General features: G+C 68.4%; 19 protein-coding genes. 2 read left to right on the top strand and 17 right to left on the bottom strand.

Features of this window, described 5'->3' with window-relative positions; translation table 11 throughout:
* Positions 1 to 23: 23 nt before the first annotated feature.
* The 5 genes from creD to QT382_RS13745 form a co-directional block, all read right to left on the bottom strand.
* Positions 24 to 1,406, bottom strand: coding sequence for a cell envelope integrity protein CreD (creD, locus tag QT382_RS13765; RefSeq protein ID WP_289254599.1), 1,383 nt, complete (start codon positions 1,404 to 1,406; stop codon positions 24 to 26).
* An 84-nt stretch (positions 1,407 to 1,490) separates the two neighbouring features.
* Complete coding sequence (gene creC / locus QT382_RS13760) at positions 1,491 to 2,927, bottom strand: two-component system sensor histidine kinase CreC (protein WP_289254598.1); 1,437 nt, start codon at positions 2,925 to 2,927, stop codon at positions 1,491 to 1,493.
* A 3-nt stretch (positions 2,928 to 2,930) separates the two neighbouring features.
* Complete coding sequence (creB, locus tag QT382_RS13755; RefSeq protein ID WP_289254732.1) at positions 2,931 to 3,614, bottom strand: two-component system response regulator CreB; 684 nt, start codon at positions 3,612 to 3,614, stop codon at positions 2,931 to 2,933.
* Positions 3,611 to 4,249, bottom strand: coding sequence for a MarC family protein (locus tag QT382_RS13750; RefSeq protein ID WP_289254597.1), 639 nt, complete (start codon positions 4,247 to 4,249; stop codon positions 3,611 to 3,613). The genes creB and QT382_RS13750 overlap by 4 nt, the downstream gene beginning before the upstream one ends.
* A gap of 10 nt (positions 4,250 to 4,259) precedes the next feature.
* A complete protein-coding gene (locus QT382_RS13745; protein ID WP_289254596.1) occupies positions 4,260 to 5,042 on the bottom strand; it encodes a helical backbone metal receptor in 783 nt (260 codons plus the stop codon).
* Positions 5,043 to 5,270: 228 nt separating this feature from the next.
* Here QT382_RS13745 and rbp point away from each other — a divergent pair, with 228 nt between their 5' ends.
* Positions 5,271 to 5,747 (top strand): RNA-binding regulator, encoded by a 477-nt coding sequence (rbp, locus tag QT382_RS13740; RefSeq protein ID WP_289254595.1) that lies wholly within the window; start codon positions 5,271 to 5,273, stop codon positions 5,745 to 5,747.
* Between the two features lie 80 nt (positions 5,748 to 5,827).
* Here rbp and QT382_RS13735 read toward each other — a convergent pair whose 3' ends face one another.
* The 5 genes from QT382_RS13735 to QT382_RS13715 all read right to left on the bottom strand — a co-directional run bounded on the left by QT382_RS13735 (position 5,828) and on the right by QT382_RS13715 (position 11,427).
* Positions 5,828 to 8,095: a carbohydrate binding family 9 domain-containing protein gene (locus QT382_RS13735; RefSeq protein ID WP_289254594.1), complete on the bottom strand. Its 2,268-nt coding sequence runs from the start codon at positions 8,093 to 8,095 to the stop codon at positions 5,828 to 5,830.
* A gap of 275 nt (positions 8,096 to 8,370) precedes the next feature.
* Positions 8,371 to 9,153 carry an SDR family oxidoreductase gene (locus QT382_RS13730; RefSeq protein WP_289254593.1) on the bottom strand — a complete coding sequence of 261 codons (783 nt, stop codon included), beginning with the start codon at positions 9,151 to 9,153 and terminating at the stop codon, positions 8,371 to 8,373.
* Complete coding sequence (lptC, locus tag QT382_RS13725) at positions 9,150 to 9,851, bottom strand: LPS export ABC transporter periplasmic protein LptC (protein WP_289254592.1); 702 nt, start codon at positions 9,849 to 9,851, stop codon at positions 9,150 to 9,152. The genes QT382_RS13730 and lptC overlap by 4 nt, the downstream gene beginning before the upstream one ends.
* Entirely contained in the window at positions 9,851 to 10,435 is a 585-nt protein-coding gene (locus QT382_RS13720; RefSeq protein ID WP_289254591.1) for a KdsC family phosphatase, read from the bottom strand. The genes lptC and QT382_RS13720 overlap by 1 nt, the downstream gene beginning before the upstream one ends.
* Positions 10,435 to 11,427 (bottom strand): KpsF/GutQ family sugar-phosphate isomerase, encoded by a 993-nt coding sequence (locus QT382_RS13715; RefSeq protein ID WP_289254590.1) that lies wholly within the window; start codon positions 11,425 to 11,427, stop codon positions 10,435 to 10,437. Before QT382_RS13715 ends, QT382_RS13720 begins: the two co-directional genes overlap by 1 nt.
* Positions 11,428 to 11,508: 81 nt before the next feature.
* On the opposite strand from QT382_RS13715, the gene QT382_RS13710 reads away from it, so the two are divergent.
* Positions 11,509 to 12,186 (top strand): phosphatase PAP2 family protein, encoded by a 678-nt coding sequence (locus tag QT382_RS13710; protein WP_289254589.1) that lies wholly within the window; start codon positions 11,509 to 11,511, stop codon positions 12,184 to 12,186.
* A 196-nt stretch (positions 12,187 to 12,382) separates the two neighbouring features.
* Here the strand turns inward: QT382_RS13710 and QT382_RS13705 are convergent, their stop codons facing one another.
* From QT382_RS13705 to QT382_RS13675, 7 genes are all read right to left on the bottom strand, one after another.
* Entirely contained in the window at positions 12,383 to 13,372 is a 990-nt protein-coding gene (locus QT382_RS13705) for a hypothetical protein (protein WP_289254588.1), read from the bottom strand.
* Between the two features lie 179 nt (positions 13,373 to 13,551).
* Positions 13,552 to 14,310, bottom strand: coding sequence for a hypothetical protein (locus QT382_RS13700; RefSeq protein WP_289254587.1), 759 nt, complete (start codon positions 14,308 to 14,310; stop codon positions 13,552 to 13,554).
* 158 nt (positions 14,311 to 14,468) lie between these two features.
* Positions 14,469 to 15,095, bottom strand: coding sequence for a hypothetical protein (locus QT382_RS13695; RefSeq protein WP_289254586.1), 627 nt, complete (start codon positions 15,093 to 15,095; stop codon positions 14,469 to 14,471).
* A gap of 223 nt (positions 15,096 to 15,318) precedes the next feature.
* On the bottom strand, positions 15,319 to 16,590 hold the full coding sequence (locus QT382_RS13690; RefSeq protein WP_289254585.1) for a Glu/Leu/Phe/Val family dehydrogenase: 1,272 nt from the start codon (positions 16,588 to 16,590) through the stop codon (positions 15,319 to 15,321).
* A 309-nt stretch (positions 16,591 to 16,899) separates the two neighbouring features.
* Positions 16,900 to 18,114 carry an ABC transporter permease gene (locus QT382_RS13685; protein ID WP_289254584.1) on the bottom strand — a complete coding sequence of 405 codons (1,215 nt, stop codon included), beginning with the start codon at positions 18,112 to 18,114 and terminating at the stop codon, positions 16,900 to 16,902.
* A 1-nt stretch (position 18,115) separates the two neighbouring features.
* Entirely contained in the window at positions 18,116 to 18,823 is a 708-nt protein-coding gene (locus QT382_RS13680; RefSeq protein WP_289254583.1) for an ABC transporter ATP-binding protein, read from the bottom strand.
* Positions 18,820 to 20,034 (bottom strand): efflux RND transporter periplasmic adaptor subunit, encoded by a 1,215-nt coding sequence (locus tag QT382_RS13675; RefSeq protein ID WP_289254582.1) that lies wholly within the window; start codon positions 20,032 to 20,034, stop codon positions 18,820 to 18,822. Before QT382_RS13675 ends, QT382_RS13680 begins: the two co-directional genes overlap by 4 nt.
* Positions 20,035 to 20,070 lie beyond the last annotated feature (36 nt).

Raw genomic sequence — 20,070 nt, 5'->3', positions numbered from 1 at the left:
GCCAGCCGGCGGCAACAGGCGCTTTACCGAGTCGGGAGCGTGGGCGTTGTGCCCGCGCCAAGCTTGTACCAGTCCAGCTTGCGCGTCAGCGTCATGACAGCGGCGAGCAGGGCGAACAGCAGCAGCGAGCCGATCACCAGGGCGGCCTGCTCCAGGCGCAGCAGCACGAACAAGGTGCCGTAGAGCACGGCGATCAGCGCACCGAAGCCCAGGCCGCGCTGCCAGCTGCCCAGCATGGCCGCGCCGTAATGGGTCAGCAGGGCCACCGCGGCGCCGGCCGCGGTGCCGTAGGCCAGGCCGAAGCTCAGATGCTCGGACAGGCTCAGCAGCAGCAGGAAGAACAGGCTCAGCGCCAGGCCCACCAGCAGGTATTGCACCGGGTGGACCCGCCGGCCCGACAGCAGCTCGACCAGGCCCACGGTGACGAAGGTCAGCGCGATGAAGAGCACGCCGTACTTGATGGCGCGATCGCTCATCACATAGGGATTCACCGGGTCGATCAGCGACACGTCCAGCGTGTCCACCATGGCCTCCGACTTGTCGGCCTTGTCATTCATGCCCGGCACCGGCCGTTCGCGCAACACGTCGGCCGCGGCCGTGCTCGACAGCTCCGACACCGACCATTGGGCGCTGAAGCCGTCCACGCCTATGTCGCGGGCGCCGGGAAGAAAGCGGCCGCCGAAGCTGGGATGGGGCCAGTCCGAGCGCAGGCTCAGCCGCGTGGTGGCTGCGGCCGGCACCAGGGCGAAGCGCTCAGTGCCGCTCAGGTCCAGCTGCAGGAGCAGCTTCAAGGGCGCGGCATTCGTGACCTGGCGCGCCATCAAGCCCGGCATGTCGGCATGCAGGCCGCGCTCGTACTTGGGATGGTGGGTGCCGGGCTTGACGACGAAGGACTGGCCGTCCAGCTTGAGCTCGGCCGCCCGCAGGCCGCGCGCGTCGCTGCTGGCCAGCATCAGCTCGGGCTCGCTGCAGCTGAGGCGCGAGCCGGCATGCTCGGCACGCGGCTGCAGGCCTTCGAGCGTGTGCCAGTGGGCGTCGAACTGCAGCCGCCCGGCATAGCCGTTGACCTTGAACAGGCCGCGGTAGCGCGCGTCCTGGTTGAGGTTGCCTGCCACTTGCAGCAGGGCCGGCGCGGAGGCCAGGCGGAACTCGCGCTTGTCGGTCGTGACCGTGCGCTGGTTGCCAATGCCGCTGACGGTTTCCCATTCCTCCACGCAGCGCCTGTGCAGCAGCGGGCCCAGCAGGGTCTGCGAGCCGGCCTGGGCCTGCTCGACGTTGAGCACCGCCTCGCGCTGGCGCATCTGGCGCTCGTCGACCAGCCAGCCTATGCGTGCCAGCACCACCAGCAGCACCAGGCTGACCGCGGCCAGGATGGCGAGTTTGAAGAACAAGGACTTCGATCCCATGCACTACCTCCTTCGGTTGTCATGGGGGCGCAGTCTGGTCGCCGCCGGTGAGCGGACGACGAAGTTTGTGAAGCCAGGGTGAAGTCAGGCCGCCGGCAGGGCCAGCAGCACGCGCAGGCCGGGCTCGGCCGGCTCGAAGCTCAGCTGGCCGCCATGCAGCAGGGCGACCTGGCGGACGATGGCCAGGCCCAGGCCCGTGCCCTTGCGGGCGCTGCCGGGCCGGGCGGTCGAGAAGAAGCGTTCCCCCAGTTGCGGCCAGGCGGCCTCGGGCACGCCGGGGCCCTGGTCGCGCAGCCGCCAGACGGCCAGGCCCTGCTCGCGCCGCAGGTCCAGCTGCAGCTCGGAGCCGGCCGGCGCGAAGTCCAGCGCATTGCTCAGGAGATTGCTGCAGGCCAGGGCCAGCAGCTCGGGATCCGCCTCCAGGCTGATCGCCTCCTGCGAGTCCCAGCTCACCCGGATGCGCTGCTGCTCGATGCGGTCCGCCAGCAGGGCCAGGGCCTCGGCGATGACCCGGTCGAAGCGCAGGTTCTGCACATGCTCGGGCCGCTGCTGCAGCTCCAGCTTGGACAGCTCCAGCATGCGGCCGACCAGGGCATCGAGCCGCTCGCTCTGGGCCACGACCTGGGCTGCGAAGCGCTGGCGGTCGGCCGTGGGCAGCTCGTCCTGCAGGAGCTCGCCGGCGCCGCGCAGCGCGGCCAGCGGGCTCTTGAGCTCGTGGGTCAAGGCGCGCACCGTCTGCTCGATGTGCTCGCGGCCTTCCAGGCGGCTGCGCATCGCGTCCATGGCCTGGGCCAGGTCGCCCAGCTCGCCGGGCACTCGCGGCACGGCCAGGCGTTCGCCGGCCTGGACCTGCTGGGCGTAGTTGCGCAGCCGGCGCACATTGAGCACCAGCCAGCCGGTCACGGCCACGCCTATGGCGCTGGAGAACAGCAGCAGCGACAGCCCGGCGACCAGGATGCGGCGTTCGGCCCGGTCGATGAAGCGCTGCACCGTGGACAGCGGCTTGGCCACGCTGACCACGCCCAGCAGCCGCCGCGTGCCGGGCTCGCGCACCGGCGCGGCCACGTACATCACATTGCTGCGGTCGTCGCCCTGCACGTCGCGGCTGGTGCGGGCGCCGTATTCGCCGCGCAGGGCCAGGGCCACGTCGCGCCAGCGCGAATAGTCCTCGCCGATGGAGGCGCCGGCCCCGCTGTCGAGCAAGACCTGGCCCTCGGCATCGGTCACGTAGACGCGGAAGTCCAGGCTCTGCTTGTGCAGGCCCCAGATCTGGGCATCGACGGTGCGCTTGGCGTAGTCGCTGAGCTGGCGCGCCAGGCGGCCGTTCTGCAACGCCTCGGGGCCGGCGGCCAGCTCTTCGGCCGCGGCCTCGGCCAGCAGGTTGACCGTGTCCACCATGATGTCTTCCATCACCTCGCGCACGCTGGGCCGCACCTCGGTCAGGAACACGCGCAGCACGAAAAACGAGGTCAGCCCGGCGATCAGGAAGAAGGCGAAGAACAGGCGCAGGCCGAGCTTCATGGCCTAGCTTTCGGGTTCGAAGGAATAGCCCATGCCGCGGTGAGTGCGGATCGGGTCCAGCTCCGGCGCCAGCTCGCGCAGCTTGGCGCGCAGCGTCTTGATGTGGGTGTCTACCGTGCGGTCGCTGCTTTCGGCCTCCTGGCCCCAGACAGCGTCCAGCAGCGATTCGCGGCTGTGGATGCGGCCCGGTGCCTCGAGCAGCCGGCGCAAGAGGCCCAGCTCGCGGCGGGTCAGCTGGCTCAGCGGCTGACCGCGGAAGCTGACCGACAGGCCGTCGATCTCGAATCCGGCCGAAGGGCTTGCCGGCGGCAACGGCGCCTGGGCGCGGCGCAAAAGGGCGCGCACCCGCGCCACCAGCTCGCGCGGGCTGAAAGGCTTGGCCAGGTAGTCGTCGGCACCCAGCTCCAGGCCCAGCACCCGGTCCCATTCCTCGGCGCGGGCGCTGACGATGATCAGCGGCAGCCGGCTGCCGGCGGCGCGCAGCTCGCGGCACAGGTCCAGGCCGTTGCCATCGGGCAGGCCCAGGTCCAGGAGGGCCAGGTCGGGCGGCGTCGAGCGCAGGCTTGCGCGGGCCTCGGTCAGCCAGGCGCGGTGCTCGACCTGCAAGCCCTCGCGTTCCAGCGCATAGACGATGGTGTCGGCGATGGCCGGGTCGTCTTCCAGCAGCAGGACCCGGGGCACGGTCAGTTGCCTACGTGGGAGCCCAGCACCGGGAACAGCTTGAGCAAGCCGTCCGAAAGCAGCTCCACCGCCAGCGCGGCCAGGATCAGGCCCATCAGCCGGGTCATGATGTTGATGCCGGTCTGGCCCAGCACCTTGGCGATGCGGCCCGACGCGCTGAACACCACGAAGGTCACCAGGCCGACGACCACGCCGTAGCCCACCAGAACGCCCAGCTGCCACCACTGCTGGGTCTGCTTGGAATAGATCACCATGGTCGAGATCGTGGCCGGACCGGTCAGCAGCGGGATCGCCAGCGGCACGACCGCGATGCTGGCGCCAGCATCGACCTTGTGGTCGCCCTCGCTCACATCCTCCTTGCGGCCCTCGGCCGGCTGGGCATTCAGCATCTGCAGCGAGCTGATCAGGAGCAGGGTGCCGCCGCCGACCTGGAAGCTGGGCAGCGAGATGCCGAAGAACTCGATGATCTTCATGCCGAACAGGGCGCTGAGGGCGATCACCACGAAGGCGGTGAAGGAGCTGACGACGATGGTGCGGCGGCGCTGCTCGCGCGTGAAGCTCTGAGTGAAGTGGATGAAGAAGGGCACGACGCCGACCGGGTTGACGATGACCAGGAGGGCGATGAGGGGCTTGAAGTCCATAGCGGGATTGTCAGGTGCGGGCCAGCTCGCGCAGATAGGCGAGACCCTGGGCCGCCCGCGGCCCGTACCAGCTCAGGAGCTCGCCATCGACCAGGCGGACCCGGGCATTCGGACACAGGGCCTGGGCCTCGGCCAGGTGGGAGGCGTCGAAGCGGTAGGGCTCTGAACTGAGCAGCAGCTCCTCGACCTGGTCCAACCAGGGTTCGTTGCCGCCGAGCGTCGGATAACGGGCCGCGCCATGCGGACCGCCTTCTACCGGCGGCCAGGTCTGCCAGCCGACCTGGTCCAGCATGCGGGCGATGTAGGTGTCGCGGGCCACGGTCATCCAGGGTTCGCGCCAGATCAGGTAGAGGGCCCGGCGTTCGGGCCAGCGGGTCGCGGCGCAGGCCGCCAGTTCTTCCGTCAGCGCAACTTTCAGCGCGGCCGACCGGTCCGGCACGCCGGGCAGGTGGCCGAAATGGCCGGTCAGCTGGTCCAGCAGGGCCAGGTTGTCGGCCGGCGAATTCGGATGCGTGACGATGATCTCGGGGACGAACTCGCGCAGCGCCGTGACTGTTTCCAGCCGGTTCTCGTCCACATTGACCAGCACATGGCTGGGGGCCAGGCTGCGCAGCTTGGCCAGATTGACGTCCTTGGTGCCGCCGACCTTGGGGATGGCGGTCACCGTCTCGGCCGGATGGATGCAGAAGCCGGTGCGGGCCACCAGCCAGGGAGCCAGGCCCAGCGAGACCGCCAATTCGGTCAGCGAAGGCACCAGGCTGGCGATGCGGGGAGTGGGGGTCGGCGGGGTCACGGCTGGGCATCTTAGTCAGGGCCCGCCTGGGACTTGCCCGCAGTCACGCCAGATTTGCCGGGTTAACGCTAGGCACGAAAAACAACACTTGACTTTTCAGGCGCTGTAGGCGTCCGGACCGAACACCCATAATCGGTGATCTGTGTCTGGACGCCGCACCTTCGCTTGAATGGTTCACGTGGGTTGAAGCTCCGCATGGTTTTTGTTTGGTATTGAAAGGGCTTCCCCATGGGAAACAAGCTTTATGTGGGCAATCTGGCCTACAGCGTGCGTGACGAATCGCTGCAAGAGGCGTTCGGTCAATTTGGCACCGTGACCTCGGCCAAGGTCATGATGGATCGCGACACCGGCCGTTCGAAGGGCTTCGGCTTCGTCGAAATGGGTTCGGATGCCGAGGCGCAAGCCGCCATCAACGGCATGAACGGTCAGGCCCTGGAAGGCCGCGCGGTCGTGGTGAACGAAGCCCGTCCTCGTGAAGAGCGTCCGGGTGGTTTCGGTGGCGGTCGTTCGGGTGGCGGCGGCTTCGGCGGCGGTGGCCGTTCGGGCGGCGGCGGCTACGGCGGCGGCGGCGGTGGTGGCGGCTACGGCGGCGGTGGCCGTTCGGGTGGCGGCGGCTACGGCGGTGGCGGCGGTGGCGGCTACGGTGGTGGCGGCCGCTCCGGCGGTGGCGGCTACGGCGGCGGTGGCCGTTCGGGCGGCTACTGATAGCCAGCTTTCCGACACAAGCAGCAAAGGCGCCTTCGGGCGCCTTTGTGCTTTCTGGCTTCGCCTGAGCCTTCCTTCCCTCAGCCGCCCCAGGCCCAGCTGAGCTTGGCGAACAGCTGGCGCTGCAGCGGCTGACCGGTCTCGGGCCGCACCAGGCTGGCGCCCAGGCCCAGCAGCTTGCCGTGGCCCATGCGCCGCTGGAACACCAGCGACTGGCTGCGTGAATGCGATTCCTGGCCGGCCAGCAGGGCCTCGGCCTGGCGGCGGCTGTGGCCGCGCTGCTCTATCCAGCGCAGCGAATCACGGGCATCGACGTGCAGCACGGCCAGCAGCTGGGCGTTGCGCTCGTCGTAGGCCCGCTGCCCTTGCGGATTCCTGACCTGGCTCTGTCCCAGTCGCTGCTCCAGCTCCAGCCACAGGCCGCGCGGCAGACCGAAGCGCAGCTTGGCCTGAACGTTGGTGGCCAGGCCGTTGCCGAGCCGGTCCGCCTCCACGTCCAGGCGGCGGCCCCATTCCAGCTCCAGCGCCAGATGCGTGAACCAGGGCGCCGGGTTGGACTCCAGGCCCAGGTTCAGCGTGCGCGGCGAATGCAGCGGGCCGCCGGTGCGGGACCTCTGCTGGCCCAAGGCCAGGTGGCCCCAGAGGCCGGTGTTGCGCAGGGTCGAGAACCAGAAGCCCGGCTCCAGCCGCCGCTGCACCAGCTCGCCACCGGGCTGCAGCGCGCCGTCGGCCAGGGTTTCTGTCTGTTCCAGCCTCAGCTGAGCCTCGGCCTCGAACACGGGCAGCGAACCCAGTGAGCCGGCCCCCAGGCGGCGGTTCAGCATCACGAGGGCCCGGCGGATGCCTGCCTGCGGCACAAAGCCGTTGTCGTTGACGAAGCGCGGGCTGATCTCTTCCAGGTGCAGGCCGTTGGACCAGGCCTCGCTGCGGTGCCGCCAGGCCAGCCAGAGCTTGTGGCCCCGCTCGATGGGGCTGGTCTGTATTCGGTCCTGGGTGTCGAAGCTGACCGTGTTGTCCGAGGCCAGCCAATGGCCGCGCAACTGGTTGGAGTCGTCCAGGGCCCAGCCGAAGTCGGCGCCCAGCACCTGGTTGCGGGCGCCATTGCCATAGTCGCGCGATGAACCCAAGAGGCCCAGATTGGCGGCGCCCCATTGGGCCCGGCCGCGGATGAAGCTGGCTTGGCTCCCCGCCGGCTGCGCATGCTCGGCCGTGGCATAGGCCGAGGGCCTCAGCACCCGGCCGCCGCCCGCATCGCGCAGGCTCAGGGCCAGGCCTTCGGCCGCCGCGCCGCGCCAGGTGGCACGCAGGCCCCAATCCGGATCGCTGACGGTGCGCGAGTAGAAAGCGGCCAGGCCCTGGGCCAGGCCGGAGTCGTCCGGCTGGGTCTGGCCCAGCACGTCGGTGCTTTCCAGGAAGAAGGGCCGCTTCTCGGGCTGGAACAGGGCGAACCGGGTATTGCCGGCGAGCTGAGGCTCGTCCGACTCGATCTGCGAGAAGTCCGGGTTCAGGGTCGCATCGATCACCCAGTCGGCGCGCGGCCGCCACTTGAGCTCGGCGCCCAGGCTGGACTGGCTTCGGCCCGCCTCGCGCCGCAGCGTCAGTTCCGGCCGCAGCTTGATGAAGCTGCGCTCGCGCACCTGTTCGACCAGGTCGCCCAGCCCTTCCAGCAGCTGCATCTCGGCGATGAAGCTCAGCGCGTCCTTGCTGAGCCGGGGCGAGCTGACGTCCAGCACTGCCTCGTCGCGCGGAATGCCGCGGACCACCATCACCCGCCAAGGCGCGCCGTCGGCGTGGGGGAAACGCAGCTCGGCCAGCGGCCAGCGCAGCTCGAGGCTGTAGCCGTCGTCCAGGCGCTGGACGGCGACCTGTACGTCGAAGTCGGGCGCCGTGTCGTCGTTGTCATCCGCGGCGTTGAACACGCCGTCGGTGATGGAACCGGCTGCGCCAATGCGGACGAACTGGGCCGCACGGCGCTGGCCCACCGGGTCCAGGTAGACCGCGACGAAGTCCTGGTCCAGGCCGACCTGGTCGCGCCTGCTCAGCGGCGCGCGGATCCGCTGCGGCTCCGGGTCATAGGCGCGGATTGCAAAAGTGAGCGCATGCTCGTCGGCAATCACTTGCACGGTGGTGCGCCAGCGGGCGGCCCTTTTGTCCTCGGGCAGGAACTGGCTGAACTTGTCGTAGACCGGCGCCTGGCGCCAGTGCGGCTCGTCGAGCCGGCCGTCGATCTGCAGGGTGGCAGCGCCGGACAGGCGCAGCGCTCGCAGCGAAGCTGCTGCGTGTTCGCCAGCCAGCGCAAAGCCGCTCAGGCCCGCCAGCAGGGCCGTGGCAAGGGGTTTCTTCAACATGGATGGAAGCAGGAGGAAGCCAGGGCGATGCGGACCAGGACTGGCCGCATCGCAGGGGTTCGGGGCTGCCGGGGTCTTGCCATTCAGCGAGCGAGCCGGCGCGGGTGGATCCGCTCAGCGGAGCGAGCGAATCCTCAGCAGGGATGCAGAACCTTGATCATCTGGGCCTCCTTGCGCCTCGAACGGACGCATGAGTGAGGGGCGCAGTGTAGGCAGGGCCTAGACCCCTGCCAATGGTCAGAGCCGGCGCCGTTGTCGCCGCCCGACGGCAAGGCTCATTCGCCCTGGCGGCGCTTGCGCGGCCGGCCGGCCAGGACCTTGTCGTACAGCCAGTTGGGCAGCATTCGCATCAGCTTGGCCACCACGCCCATCTGCCAGGGAATGACGCTGTAACTGCTGCCGGCGGCGATGGCCGAATAGGCCTTGGACGCGAAGTCTTGCGGCTGCATCAGGAAGGGCATGGAGTAGCGGTTCTTGCGGGTCAGCGGCGTGTCTATGTAGCCCGGCAGGATGGTCACCACCTGTACCCCATGCGGCCGGCATTCGCCGCGCAGGCTTTCGCAATAGCTGATGACGGCGGCCTTGCTGGAGCAGTAGCCGGCATGGCCGGGCAGGCCACGGATGCCGGCCACGCTGGCGATGCCGACCAGGCGGCCCGAGCCGCGCGCATTCATCGCCGCGACAAAGGGCTGGAAGCTGGCGGCCAGGCCCAGGTTGTTGGTCTCGTAGAGGGCGCGCATCACCTCAAGGTCCTCGAACTCCGCCGTGTCCATGCCTATGCTGATACCGGCATTGGCGATCACCACATCAGGCAGGCCCTGGGTGAGGACACAGCTGCGGCCGGCGGCCGTGATCTCGGCGATGTCGCGCACGTCGGCGCCGTAGATGGCGAAGCGCTCGGGGGCCAGACCTTGCTCGCGGGCCCAGGTCTGCAGCTCGGCCGTGCGCCGTGCCACGAGGGCCAGGCGCCAGCCGGCGCGGTAGTAATGCAGGGCCAGGGCCTGGCCTATGCCGCTGGAGGCGCCAGTGATGTAGACGAGGGGCTGCGGCTGGCTCATGGCGCGGACGAAGAAGGCTTGCTGCGGCGGGCGGCGGACGATTCGAAGCGTGCCGTGCTGCGGCCCTTGAACAGCAGCCGGCCCTTGAGGTTGTCGAACTCGAAGCCCTGCATCTGCAGCTCGGTATGGCCGTAGCTGACCCGTACCGGCAGGTGCGAGCGCAGCTGCTCGGTGTGCAGGAAGGCGTGCAGGAACTCACCGCGTATCTCCAGGCCCACGCGTGGCTGGGCGCCGCCGCGGCCATCGGTGGGGTAACGCTGCACCAGCACGTCGCCCATCAGCTGCATCTCGCTGCCGTCGCCGTTGCCGACCGCCCGCTGCGCGGTGGCGATCACCAGGCTGCCGTCCTGGCCTATGGAGCGCAGCCGGACGCCGTCGACCTCGACCGTGTCGGTGTCCGGGTAGTGGCGCATCTCGCGGCCTTCGACCTCGACCCGCAATCCGCCGGTGGGGTCGAAGCGCTGCAGGCCGAAGCCCTGCATCTGGTAGTCGGGTTCGTGGCGCAGCGGCGCCTCGGTGCCGCCATCGTCCGGCTGGGGCGAGTTCTTGACCAGCCAGGAGGTGCCGGCGGCCAGGAACACCATCAGCAGCACCGGCAGATAGGTGGACAGCAGGCCCTGGACCCGCCAGACCCAGGGCTTGTTGCTGACCGGCCGGCGCGGACCGGCGGCCGGCGCCAGGCGGGCGGCCGGACTCATCATCGGGCCGTGCCCCCGTCCAGGGTCTGCAGATGGCTGTTCAGCAGCTCGGCATAGCGGCCGCAGGCCATCAGCAGCAGGTCGCAGCATTCGCGTGCCGCGCCATGGCCGCCCGGGGCGATGGTGATGTGATGGGCCACGGCCCTGACCTCGACATGGGCCTGGGCCGGCGCACAGGCAAAGCCGGCGCGCGTCATCAGGGGCAGGTCGGGCCAGTCGTCGCCCATGGCAGCCACCTGCGACCACTCCAGCCCCAGCTGCTGCAGCAGCGGCAGCGCGGCGGCCAGCTTGTCCTTGGCGCCGTAGACCGCATGTTTCAGGCCCAGGTCGGCCACGCGGCGGCGCACGGCCGGCGAATCGCGGCCGGTGATGACGATGGGCGTGATGCCACCTTCGGCCAGCAGCTTGAGCCCGTGGCCATCCAGCGTCGAGAAGGCCTTGAAGTCCTCGCCCTGCTCGCTGATGTAGATGCGGCCATCGGTCAGCACGCCGTCCACGTCGAAGATGGCGGCCTTGATGCCCAGGCCCGAGCCTTGGGCCTTGACCAGCAGGTCGGTGGGAAAGGAGAGCGCCGGCTGCAGCATCAGATGACTTTCGCTCGCATCAGGTCGTTGATGCTGATCGCGCCCTGCAACTGCTGCTGCTCGTCGGCCACCAGCACCAGGGTGATGCGGGCGGCTTCCATCAGGTCGGCGGCATCGACCGCCAGCGCATCGGCGCGGATGGTGCGCGGGCCGGTCTTCATCACGTCGGCGGCCGACAGCGAGCGCAGGTCGCGGCCGCTCTCGACCAGGCGGCGCAGGTCGCCGTCGGTGAAGATGCCCAGCACCTTGTCTGCGGCATCGACGATGACGGCCGCGCCCAGCGCCTTGGCCGACATCTCGCGCATCATCTCGGTGAAGCCGGCACCCGGCGCCACGCGCGGCAGCTCGTCGCCGCTGCGCATCAGGTCGCGCACATGGGTCAGCAGCTTGCGGCCCAGGGCGCCGCCCGGATGGGAGCGGGCGAAGTCTTCTTCCCTGAAGCCGCGGGCATCCAGCAGGGCTACGGCCAGCGCATCACCGAGCGCCATCTGGGCCGTGGTGCTGGCGGTGGGCGCCAGCTTCAATGGGCAGGCCTCCTCGGCGACGGCGCTGTCCAGCACCACGTCGGCATGGCTGGCCAGGCTGGATTCGCGCCGGCCGGTCATGGCGATGATGGGCACGCCCAGGCGGCGCAGCACCGGCAGGATGGCATTGAGTTCGTCGCTCTCGCCGGAATTGGACAGGGCCATCACCACGTCCCGCGTGGTCACCATGCCCAGGTCGCCATGGGCGGCCTCACCCGGGTGGACGAACAGGGCCGGCGTGCCGGTGGAGGCCAGCGTGGCCGCGATCTTGCGGCCCACATGGCCGCTCTTGCCCATGCCCATCACCACGGTGCGGCCCTTGCAGGCCAGCACCAGGGCGGCGGCGCGGGCGAAGTCCTCGCCCAGGCGCGGCCCCAGTTCGGTCAGGGCCTTGGCCTCGATTTGCAAGGCCTGGCGGGCCATCGCGACGGCCCGGTCGGCGTCGAATTTGGCGGCTTCTACAGTCATGGCCGGCAGTGTAGCCGCCGGCCTCCGGCGCGGGTTTGCCGCAGGCGCGGCGCCCGGGCGGGCCGCTACGATGCGCCCGCCATGCAAGAAGCCGCTCCCAATCCCTCGTTGAAGACCGCCTGGATCGTCGCCGGCCTGGGCCTCGCCGCCCTGCTCGCCTGGGATTTCGCGGGCCTGGACCTGGCCGTGATACGTCCCTGGGCCGGCAGCGCCGGCTTCCCGCTGCGCGAGCATTGGCTGACCCGCGGCGTCTTCCATGAAGGCGGCCGGGCTTTGGCCGGCCTGGTGCTGCTGTTCATGCTTGTGCTCAATCTGTGGCGCGGCCTGCTGCCGGCCATGACCCGGCGCGAGCGCCTCTGGTGGCTGGCCACCAGCGTGGTGTGCCTGCTCCTGATCCCGCTCTTGAAGCGCCAGAGCCTGACGTCCTGCCCCTGGGACCTGAACGAGTTCGGCGGCCTGGCCCAGTACGTCTCGCATTGGCGCTTCGGCGTGGCCGACGGCGGGCCGGGCCACTGCTTCCCCTCTGGCCATGCCAGCTCGGCCTTCAGCTTCTTCGCCGGCTTCTTCGCCTTGCGCCGCGCCTATCCGCGTGCGGCCCGGGTCTTCCTGGTGCTGCTGATGATCTGCGGCGCCTGTTATGGCTGGGCCCAGATGGTGCGCGGCGCCCACTACGCCAGCCACACGCTGTGGACGATGTGGATTTGCTGGACGGTGACGACCGTCAGCAGCTGGCTGTTCCTGCGGCGGGCCGCCCGCTAATGAAAAAGGCCCGCACATGGCGGGCCTTGCCTCAAGCTGCGCCGCGCCTACGCGCGCTTGGTCTGCAGGTTCTAGGCCGACGCTGAAAGTTAAGCATCAGCGATTCTTGATCTCTTGCCATAGGCCAGTCGCTCGGTGCCGAGACATAGTGCAAGGACAGCAGCATGGGGCCGACCGCAGTACCGAACCAACGGCGTCATTGTTTGGGCCGGGTTTCCCGCGTGATCAGCTTCTGCAAGGTCGCCGTAGCCTCGCCTTTGGCCGCATCATCCAGATTGGCAGCCGCCAGGCTCACGACATCGGTCTTGCCCACAACGCTGGCTTGGTATCGACGCTCGAGTGGCTCCGGAAAGTCCCGCATCAGTGGCCATTCGCCGAAGCCAACCCGGCGAGCCAAGTCCAAGTAAGGGCGAGCAATTGAACCGAGCGTGGGATGTGCTGCTGCTTGCAGGAGCACGTAGCGAGCCTTGTCGATCTCTTTTGCAGGCACCGCACTCTCAGGGCGCAAGACAGAAGTCAGCGTAGCGATTGAACTCAAGTCGCCATTGGCAGCGTCACGCACCAAGGACTGGACGACATCGTGCTCCGTGACACCGATTGAACCGAAAAGCTCAGCCGCGCTTGATTCAGCCCCTTCAGCAAACGCAACACGCAACAGCGATTCGCGCAGTCGGTCCCCCTGGCCGTTGAGGGTTTGGCATTGCGATTGAAAGTGCTGCATGGCCGAATAGGAAGCCAACCGGTACTGGTTGGCCACCAAATCACGGTCTGCCGCCATGCTGGCCTGCTCACGGTCCATGCGTTCATCAACGGTGCCGCATCGCCGAACGATTCGGGCCAGTTCCAGTGCTTGCACCCCGCGCCGGTTGGAGAGGGCCTCGTCAACATGCGCACTGAGCCCACGCGGGAAGCGACCCAGGTCGAACTCTGACGGCAACTCGACCAAGCGGGGTGAGCCGCCTTGCTGAGGCAGCGGCTGCTCCGCCACCTCGCCCTGAGTGGGCTGACCATTGACCGGGCGTGGAAAATCAGCCCTTTGATCCGTACGCAGCAAGGCCTGTCGGGAGGAAGCGTTCTGATCAACGGGTGATCGTCCTGCCAGCAAGTAGAGGGCGGCTCCTGCGAGTGCAAGCAACAGGCAGGCACCTAGTGCACGAGTCTTTCCATTCAACTTTGCGATCGGCATTTCAGCCTCCTTCTGCACGTCTGACGCATACCTTGAAGGCATCAGAGATCTGCCCCTCCTCCTTTCGCATCGCGTCCTTGTTGCAAGCGGCGATTGCGCCGTCGATCTCGACCACGCAGCCGGTCTGGCGACAAAGCGCCTTGTGCCATCGCTGGCGTGCAGTTTCTCGTAGCGAGCACTCACCGGCCGGCGTGGCGTCGCCTGATGTTCCCGAGCACCAGCTCGGCTTCCCTGGCGACAGCTTCAGGCGGCCGTGCAGCAATGCTGCGAGCCAAATCCGAGGCTGAGTCCGCATCGGAGGACTGCCGCGCTGCGGCCCAACCGGTTGCAACATCGAGATATGCCTTGGCAAGCGTCGCCAGTTCCGGATCCTGGCGTGCGGCCAACAAGGCCTGGGTCAGGGCCTGGTGTAGTTCGCGCGCTTGCCCAGTGGCTTGCGTGGAACGCGAAATGAGCTGAACCAAGGATTCCACGTCACCCGCCCGCGCATCCATGGCAATCTGGCCGAACATGGCTGGACTCCCGGAGCCCTCTATGGCAAGCAAGGCTGCGGCAGCACCGATCTCGCCTTTTTGTGTGGCAATGGCGAGCAACCTGCGTTGCAGGCCCATCAAGTCTCCCCCCAATGCCGGGCATTGGTTGGCTTTGACCATGCTCTCCGTGAATTTGCCTGCATGGAGCTGTCTCAAGGCCAGGTCGGAAGTCGCGAGCATGGCGCGCTGCGCAGAACGCTGATGCAGCTCGAGGAACTGGCATTCGCGCACCCTGTTGGCCGCGCGCATTGCCGAAGGGCCGTCTCGAGTCTCCAGGGCCCTGTGCACCATCGTTCCAAGGTCGACAAACGGCTTGTCCGCTTCTTCAAATGGAGCCGACGACTTTGCAGTGTTCAGCGCCGCCTGCTGGCGATTGCCAACAGGCGGTTCCTGCGAGGCTTCCACGGAGCCCGGTGAATCGGCCGAGGCTACCGGTGGCGACCGGGGCACCGGTGTGTCCACCTGACCCACTGGACCGTGCAAGCAGCGGGCAAGTACCAAGCAAGCCAGGGTGATCACGGCTGCGACTGATAGGTTCCGTCGAACGGCACGCATGGCTGCCCCTAGTTCAGTTTCATGCAACGGTTGTATTCCACCGTGATCTCATCAAACTTGGCGACGATCACATCGAACTGCCGGTTCAGACAGGCTTGGTGCTCGCGTTCGCCTAGCAGAGAGACTGTCATGCCAGCGAAGACGCCCCGAATGGCCTGTGCCAACTGGGACGTGATCGGCCGATTGGTGCACACGGTGACCAATCCCTGCGCCCAGATCTCTGCTGCTTTCTTGCGGGTTTCGTCAGCCCGATCACAATCCTTCTTCTTCTCTTCAGGGCTCTTGGGCGGCTCTGGCGCCTTAGGCGGCACAGCGCTTCCACCGCCTGCTCCGGCCGTAGGGCCTCCACGCCCCGGCGCCGGTGCCTGCGCGCTGGGTCCCGAACCGCCACCCCGGATGCCACCCCCTCCGCCGTCGATCTCGACCACGCAGTCGGGTTGCCCCGTTTCTTCGATGATCGGGCACCTGTCCGTGTTGATGGCCGCCACCATCTTGCTGACGCCCCCTGACAAGACATGCACTGGAGGCCGGGCTGGTGCCGAAGCGCTTTGTGCCAGCACTGGCGTGCAGTTCAACGTGGCGAGCGCGCACGCCGCCACCAGGCCACCTTGTGTGGCCCGCATTCTCTTGATCACGGTTTTCTCCCTTTGCGCCGGCTCCCGCCGGCTCCCTCTGTTGTTTCTATCAATCTCGCGGCATGCGTTGCGAGCCTGAGCGGCCTGTCTTGTGCATGACACCCCCAATCTGGGGCGCGGCGGATTCTAGGTTTTGGGCGATGTGCGCGCGAACCCCGTGCTTGAGGGGGAAAGAAAAAGGCCCGCACACAGCGGGCCTTGTCGAACAGCGCTGGGCCGACGATCAGGGATACAGACCGCGCTCCTCGCGCGCCTGCAGCACTCGGGTGCAGGCCACGGTGAAGGCCGCCGTGCGCAGCGAGATCTTGTGGTGCTCGCTGGTTTCCCAGATGCCCTTGAAGGCGCCGATCATGATCTTGTCCAGGCGGACATTGATCTCGTCCTCGGTCCAGAAGAAGGACGAGAAGTCCTGCACCCATTCGAAGTACGAGACGGTCACGCCGCCGGCGTTGGCGATCACGTCGGGCACGACGATGATGCCGCGGTCGGCCAGCACGGCGTCGCCGTCCGGCGTGGTCGGGCCGTTGGCGCCTTCCAGCACGATGCGGGTGTGCAGGCGCTGGGCGCGCTCGGCGGTGATCTGGCCTTCCAGCGCGGCCGGGATCAGCACATCGGTCTTGATGTCCCAGAAGTTCTCGTTGTCAATCTTGTCAGCGCCCTTGAAGCCGGCCACGCCGCCGTTCTTGGCCACGTGGTCCAGCAGATCGGCCATGTCCAGGCCGTTCTCGTTCAGGATGGTGCCGCTGTGGTCCTGCACGACCACGACCTTGGAGCCGTTGGCGGCGAACATCTTGGCCGCGACCGAGCCCACGTTGCCGAAGCCCTGCACGCCGATGCGGGCGCCTTCCATGGGTACGTTCAGGCGGCGCATGGCTTCGCGGCCGATCACGAACACGCCGCGGCCGGTGGCCTGCACGCGGCCCAGCGAGCCACCCAGCGGGATCGGCTTGCCGGTGACGACGCCGGTGGCGGTGGCGCCGACGTTCATCGAATAGGTGTCCATCATCCAGGCCATGATCTGGCCGTTGGTGTTGACGTCAGGCGCCGGGATGTCCTGGGTCGGGCCGATGATGATGCCGATCTCGCTGGTGTACCGGCGCGTAACTTTTTCCAGTTCCTTCAGCGACAGCGTCTTGGGATCGAGGCGGATGCCGCCCTTGGCGCCGCCGTAGGGCAGGTTCACTGCGGCGTTCTTGACCGTCATCCAGGCCGACAGGGCCATCACCTCTTCCAGCGTCACGTCCGGGTGGTAGCGCACGCCGCCTTTGCCCGGGCCGCGGGTCAGGCTGTGCTGGACGCGATAGCCTTCGTAGTGGGCGATGGTGCCGTTGTCCAGCTCGATGGGGATGTCGACGATCAGGGCGCGCTTGGGCCGACGCAGCGTCTCGACCCAGCGTGCCAGCGAACCCAGGTAGGGCTCGACGGCGTCGATCTGGGACAGGTAGGTACCCCAGGGACTGTTGCGCGTGGGCGAAACAAAGGACAGGTTGGGCATGTACTGCTCCGTAATTTTCGGTGGCGCGAACGGTATCGCGAACCGGCCTGCGGGCGCCAGACGCGCGCCCAGCCTTGTTCACATGCGCCTATGCGCCTTGTGCATAGGGTCGGGCGAGTGTGCTACTCGGGCCGGGTTTGCGCAAACAAATGCTCACTCAGCCCGTCCGCTGGCAGGCGGCCGGGCCTTTGCTGGGCGTCGAGAAGTCCGCAGGGACTTCTCTCGGTGCGGGCTCAGCCCGTCCGCTGGCAGGCGGCCGGGCCTTCGCTGGGCGTCGACAAGTCCGCAGGGACTTCTCTCGGTCCCAGCTCAGTCCTGCCGCAGGCATTCGATGGGCAGCAGCTTGCTGGCCCGGCGAGCCGGGTAGTAGCCGAAGAACAGGCCCACGCTGCCGGCAAAGGCCACGGCCACGACCATGTGGCGCACGGCCAGCGGCATGTCGAAGCCGGCGAACTTGCTGACCGCCGCCCCGGCGCCCCAAGCCAGGGCCAGGCCGGCCAGGCCGCCCAACACGCAGAGCACCACCGCTTCCACCAGGAACTGGGCCAGCACATCGCGCGGCTTGGCGCCTATGGCCATGCGGATGCCGATCTCGCGCACCCGCTCGCTGACGCTGACCAGCATGATGTTCATGATGCCTATGCCACCGACGATCAGGGCGATGGCGCCGATCAGGCCCATGCCCAGCTGCAGGCCCTTGGCAATGGCGGCGCCGGCCTTGGCGATGCCGGCCAGGTCGATGGTGCGGAAGTCGTCCTCGCGATCGCCGGTGATGCGGTGGCGGTCGCGCAGCAGCTCGGCCACGTCCATCTCCACGTCGACCATGGCCGAGCCCTCGCGGCCCTGTACCGTCAGCGCATGCACCACACCAGGCAGCAGCCGCTCGCGGCTGGGCGCCACGCTGATGGGCACCAGCACCAGCTCGCCTTCGTCATTGCCGTTGAGGCCCTGGCCCTCGGTGGCCAGCACGCCGATCACCGTGTAGGGCCGGCCGTCCAGCCGAACCGACTGGCCTATGGGGTCGCGGTCGGCGTAGTACTTCTTGGCCAGCTTGGCACCTATCAGCATCACGCGGCGGCCGCTGCGCACGTCGTTGTCGTCGAAGCTGACGCCCTGATCGACCGGCCAGCCCTTGAGGGCCAGCATGTCGGGCGTGACACCCAGCACCGAGAGGTTCTCGTTGTCGCTGCCGAAATGCACCTGGACGAAGCCGCGGATCTCGGCCGCCGCCACGCGCACCGAGGGCAGCTGCGAAATCGCCTCCGCGTCACCCAGCGTCAGCGCCGGCCGCTTGCCCGAGGTGCGAACCGCGCCTTCGGTGGCCGCGGCCGGGAACACCAGCAGCTGGTTGCGGCCCAGGCGCGAGAGTTCCTTGTCGATGTAGGCGCGCATCCAGTCGCCGGTGGCCATCATCAGCACCACCGAGGTGATGCCGATGATCACGCCCAGCATGGCCAGGGTCGAGCGCAGGCGGTTGGCGCGCAGCGAGCGCAGCGCTTCAAGAGTCAGTTGCCAGAAGCCCATCTCAGTGCACCTCCCCGCCGGGCTTGCCGTCATAGGCGATGCGGCCGTCGCGCAGCCGCACCAGGCGCTTGGCGCGGTGGGCCACTTCGGGCTCGTGGGTCACCAGCACGATGGTCAGCTGGTCGTCGCGGTTGAGCTGCTCGAACACGTCCAGCACCTCGGAAGTGGTCTGGGTGTCCAGGTTGCCGGTGGGCTCGTCCGCCAGCAGCAGCGGCGCACGGTTGGCCAGCGCGCGGGCAATGGCCACCCGCTGCTGCTGGCCGCCGGACAGCTGGTTGGGCAGGCGCTTGCCCAGCGCGCCCAGGCCGACCTTGTCCAGCATCTCGGCGGCGCGCTCGCGGGCCGGGCTGCGGGCGCTGCCGGCGTAGACCAGGGGCAGGGCCACGTTGTCCAGCACGTTCATGCGCTTGAGCAGGTTGAAGCTCTGGAACACGAAGCCGATCTCGCGGTTGCGGATGCGGGCCTGTTCGTTGGCATCGGCCTCGGCCGCCTCGGCACCGGCCAGTCGCAGGCTGCCGCCGTCGGGCCGGTCCAGCAGGCCTATCAGGTTCATCAAGGTGCTCTTGCCCGAGCCGCTGGCGCCCATCAGGGCCACGTAGTCGCCGCGGGCCACGTCCAGGTCGATGCCGTGCAGCACCGGCGTCACGATCTCGCCGCTGCGGTAGCTCTTGGTGAGCCCCCGCAGTTCAATCAGGGGGGCTGGGTTCACTTGCTGTCGTCCTTGCCCGCGTTCTTCGAGCGCGTGACCACTGCATCGCCCGCCTTGAGCTTTCCGCTCACCAGCTCGGTGAAGCGGGTATTGCTCAAGCCCACAGTGACTTCGTTGGCCACCGGCTTGCCCTTGTCGTCCAGGGTCCAGACCTTGTGGACGCGGGAGCCGCCGCGCAGCTGGCTGAGCACGCCGTCGTCGTTCGAGACCGGCGGTGCGACCGGCTTGGCAGCTGAGGCGCCCGAGGCGGGCTTGGCGGCGGCCAGCGCGTCCTCGTCCGGGCGGAAGCGCAGGGCCGCCGTCGGCACGCGCAGCACCTGCGGCTTGGTGGCGACGACGATGCGGGCCTGCGCCGTCATGCCGGGCTTGAGCAGGCTTTCGTGGTTGTCCACGTCCACGATCACCGCGTAGGTGACGATGCCCGACTGGTTGGTCGAACCCAGTCGCACCTGGCGTACCTGGCCTTCGAACTCGCGCTCGGCAAAGGCATCGACGACGAAGCGCACCGCCTGGCCTTCGCGGATCATGCCCACGTCGGCCTCGCTGACGTTGACGCCGACCTCCATGCGGCCCAGGTCGCGGGCGATCTGGAACAGCTCGGGCGTCTGGAAGCTGGCGGCCACGGTCTGGCCCACGTCCACGCTGCGCTTGATCACGACGCCGTCGACCGGCGAGACGATGACGCAGCGCGCGACGTCGGTCTCGGCGGCCTCGACCTGGCCGCGGGCGGCGGCGACATCGGCAACCGCCATGTCCAGCTCGCGCTTGCTCTGGTCGCGCTGGGCCGGGCCCATGAAGCCCTGGGCCAGCAGCTTCTCGTTGCGCTCGTGGCTGCCCTGGGCAAAGGCCACGCGGGCCTCGGCCGAGGCCAGCTGGGCGCGCGCCTGGCGCAGCCGCGCCTCGTAGGGCGTGGCATCCAGGCGCAGCAAGACCTGGCCCTTCTTGACGCGGTCGTTGAAGTCGGCGCGGCGTTCCACCACCGTGCCGTTGACGGCCGCGCCCACGGTCACCAGGCCTATGGCCTGCAGGTTGCCGTTGGCGCTGACCACCTGGGTGATCGGGCCCTGGTCTATGGCCGCCGTGCGGTAGGGCGGTGGCGGGGGCGCGGCCGGATGGCTCTTGCCCCAGGCCCACAGGCTGACACCACCGATGGCCAACACGCCGGCCGCTATCGCTATCCGGCGCAGGCGCCGCTTGTTGTTGCTCTGCATCTTGTCTGTTCTCCTCCGAGACCCATGCTCCGGGCC

The organism is Pelomonas sp. SE-A7 (genome assembly GCF_030345705.1).
GTDB lineage: Bacteria > Pseudomonadota > Gammaproteobacteria > Burkholderiales > Burkholderiaceae_C > JAUASW01.
Note: the sequence above shows the minus strand (reverse complement) of the source record. Positions and strands in the feature narration are given on the sequence as shown.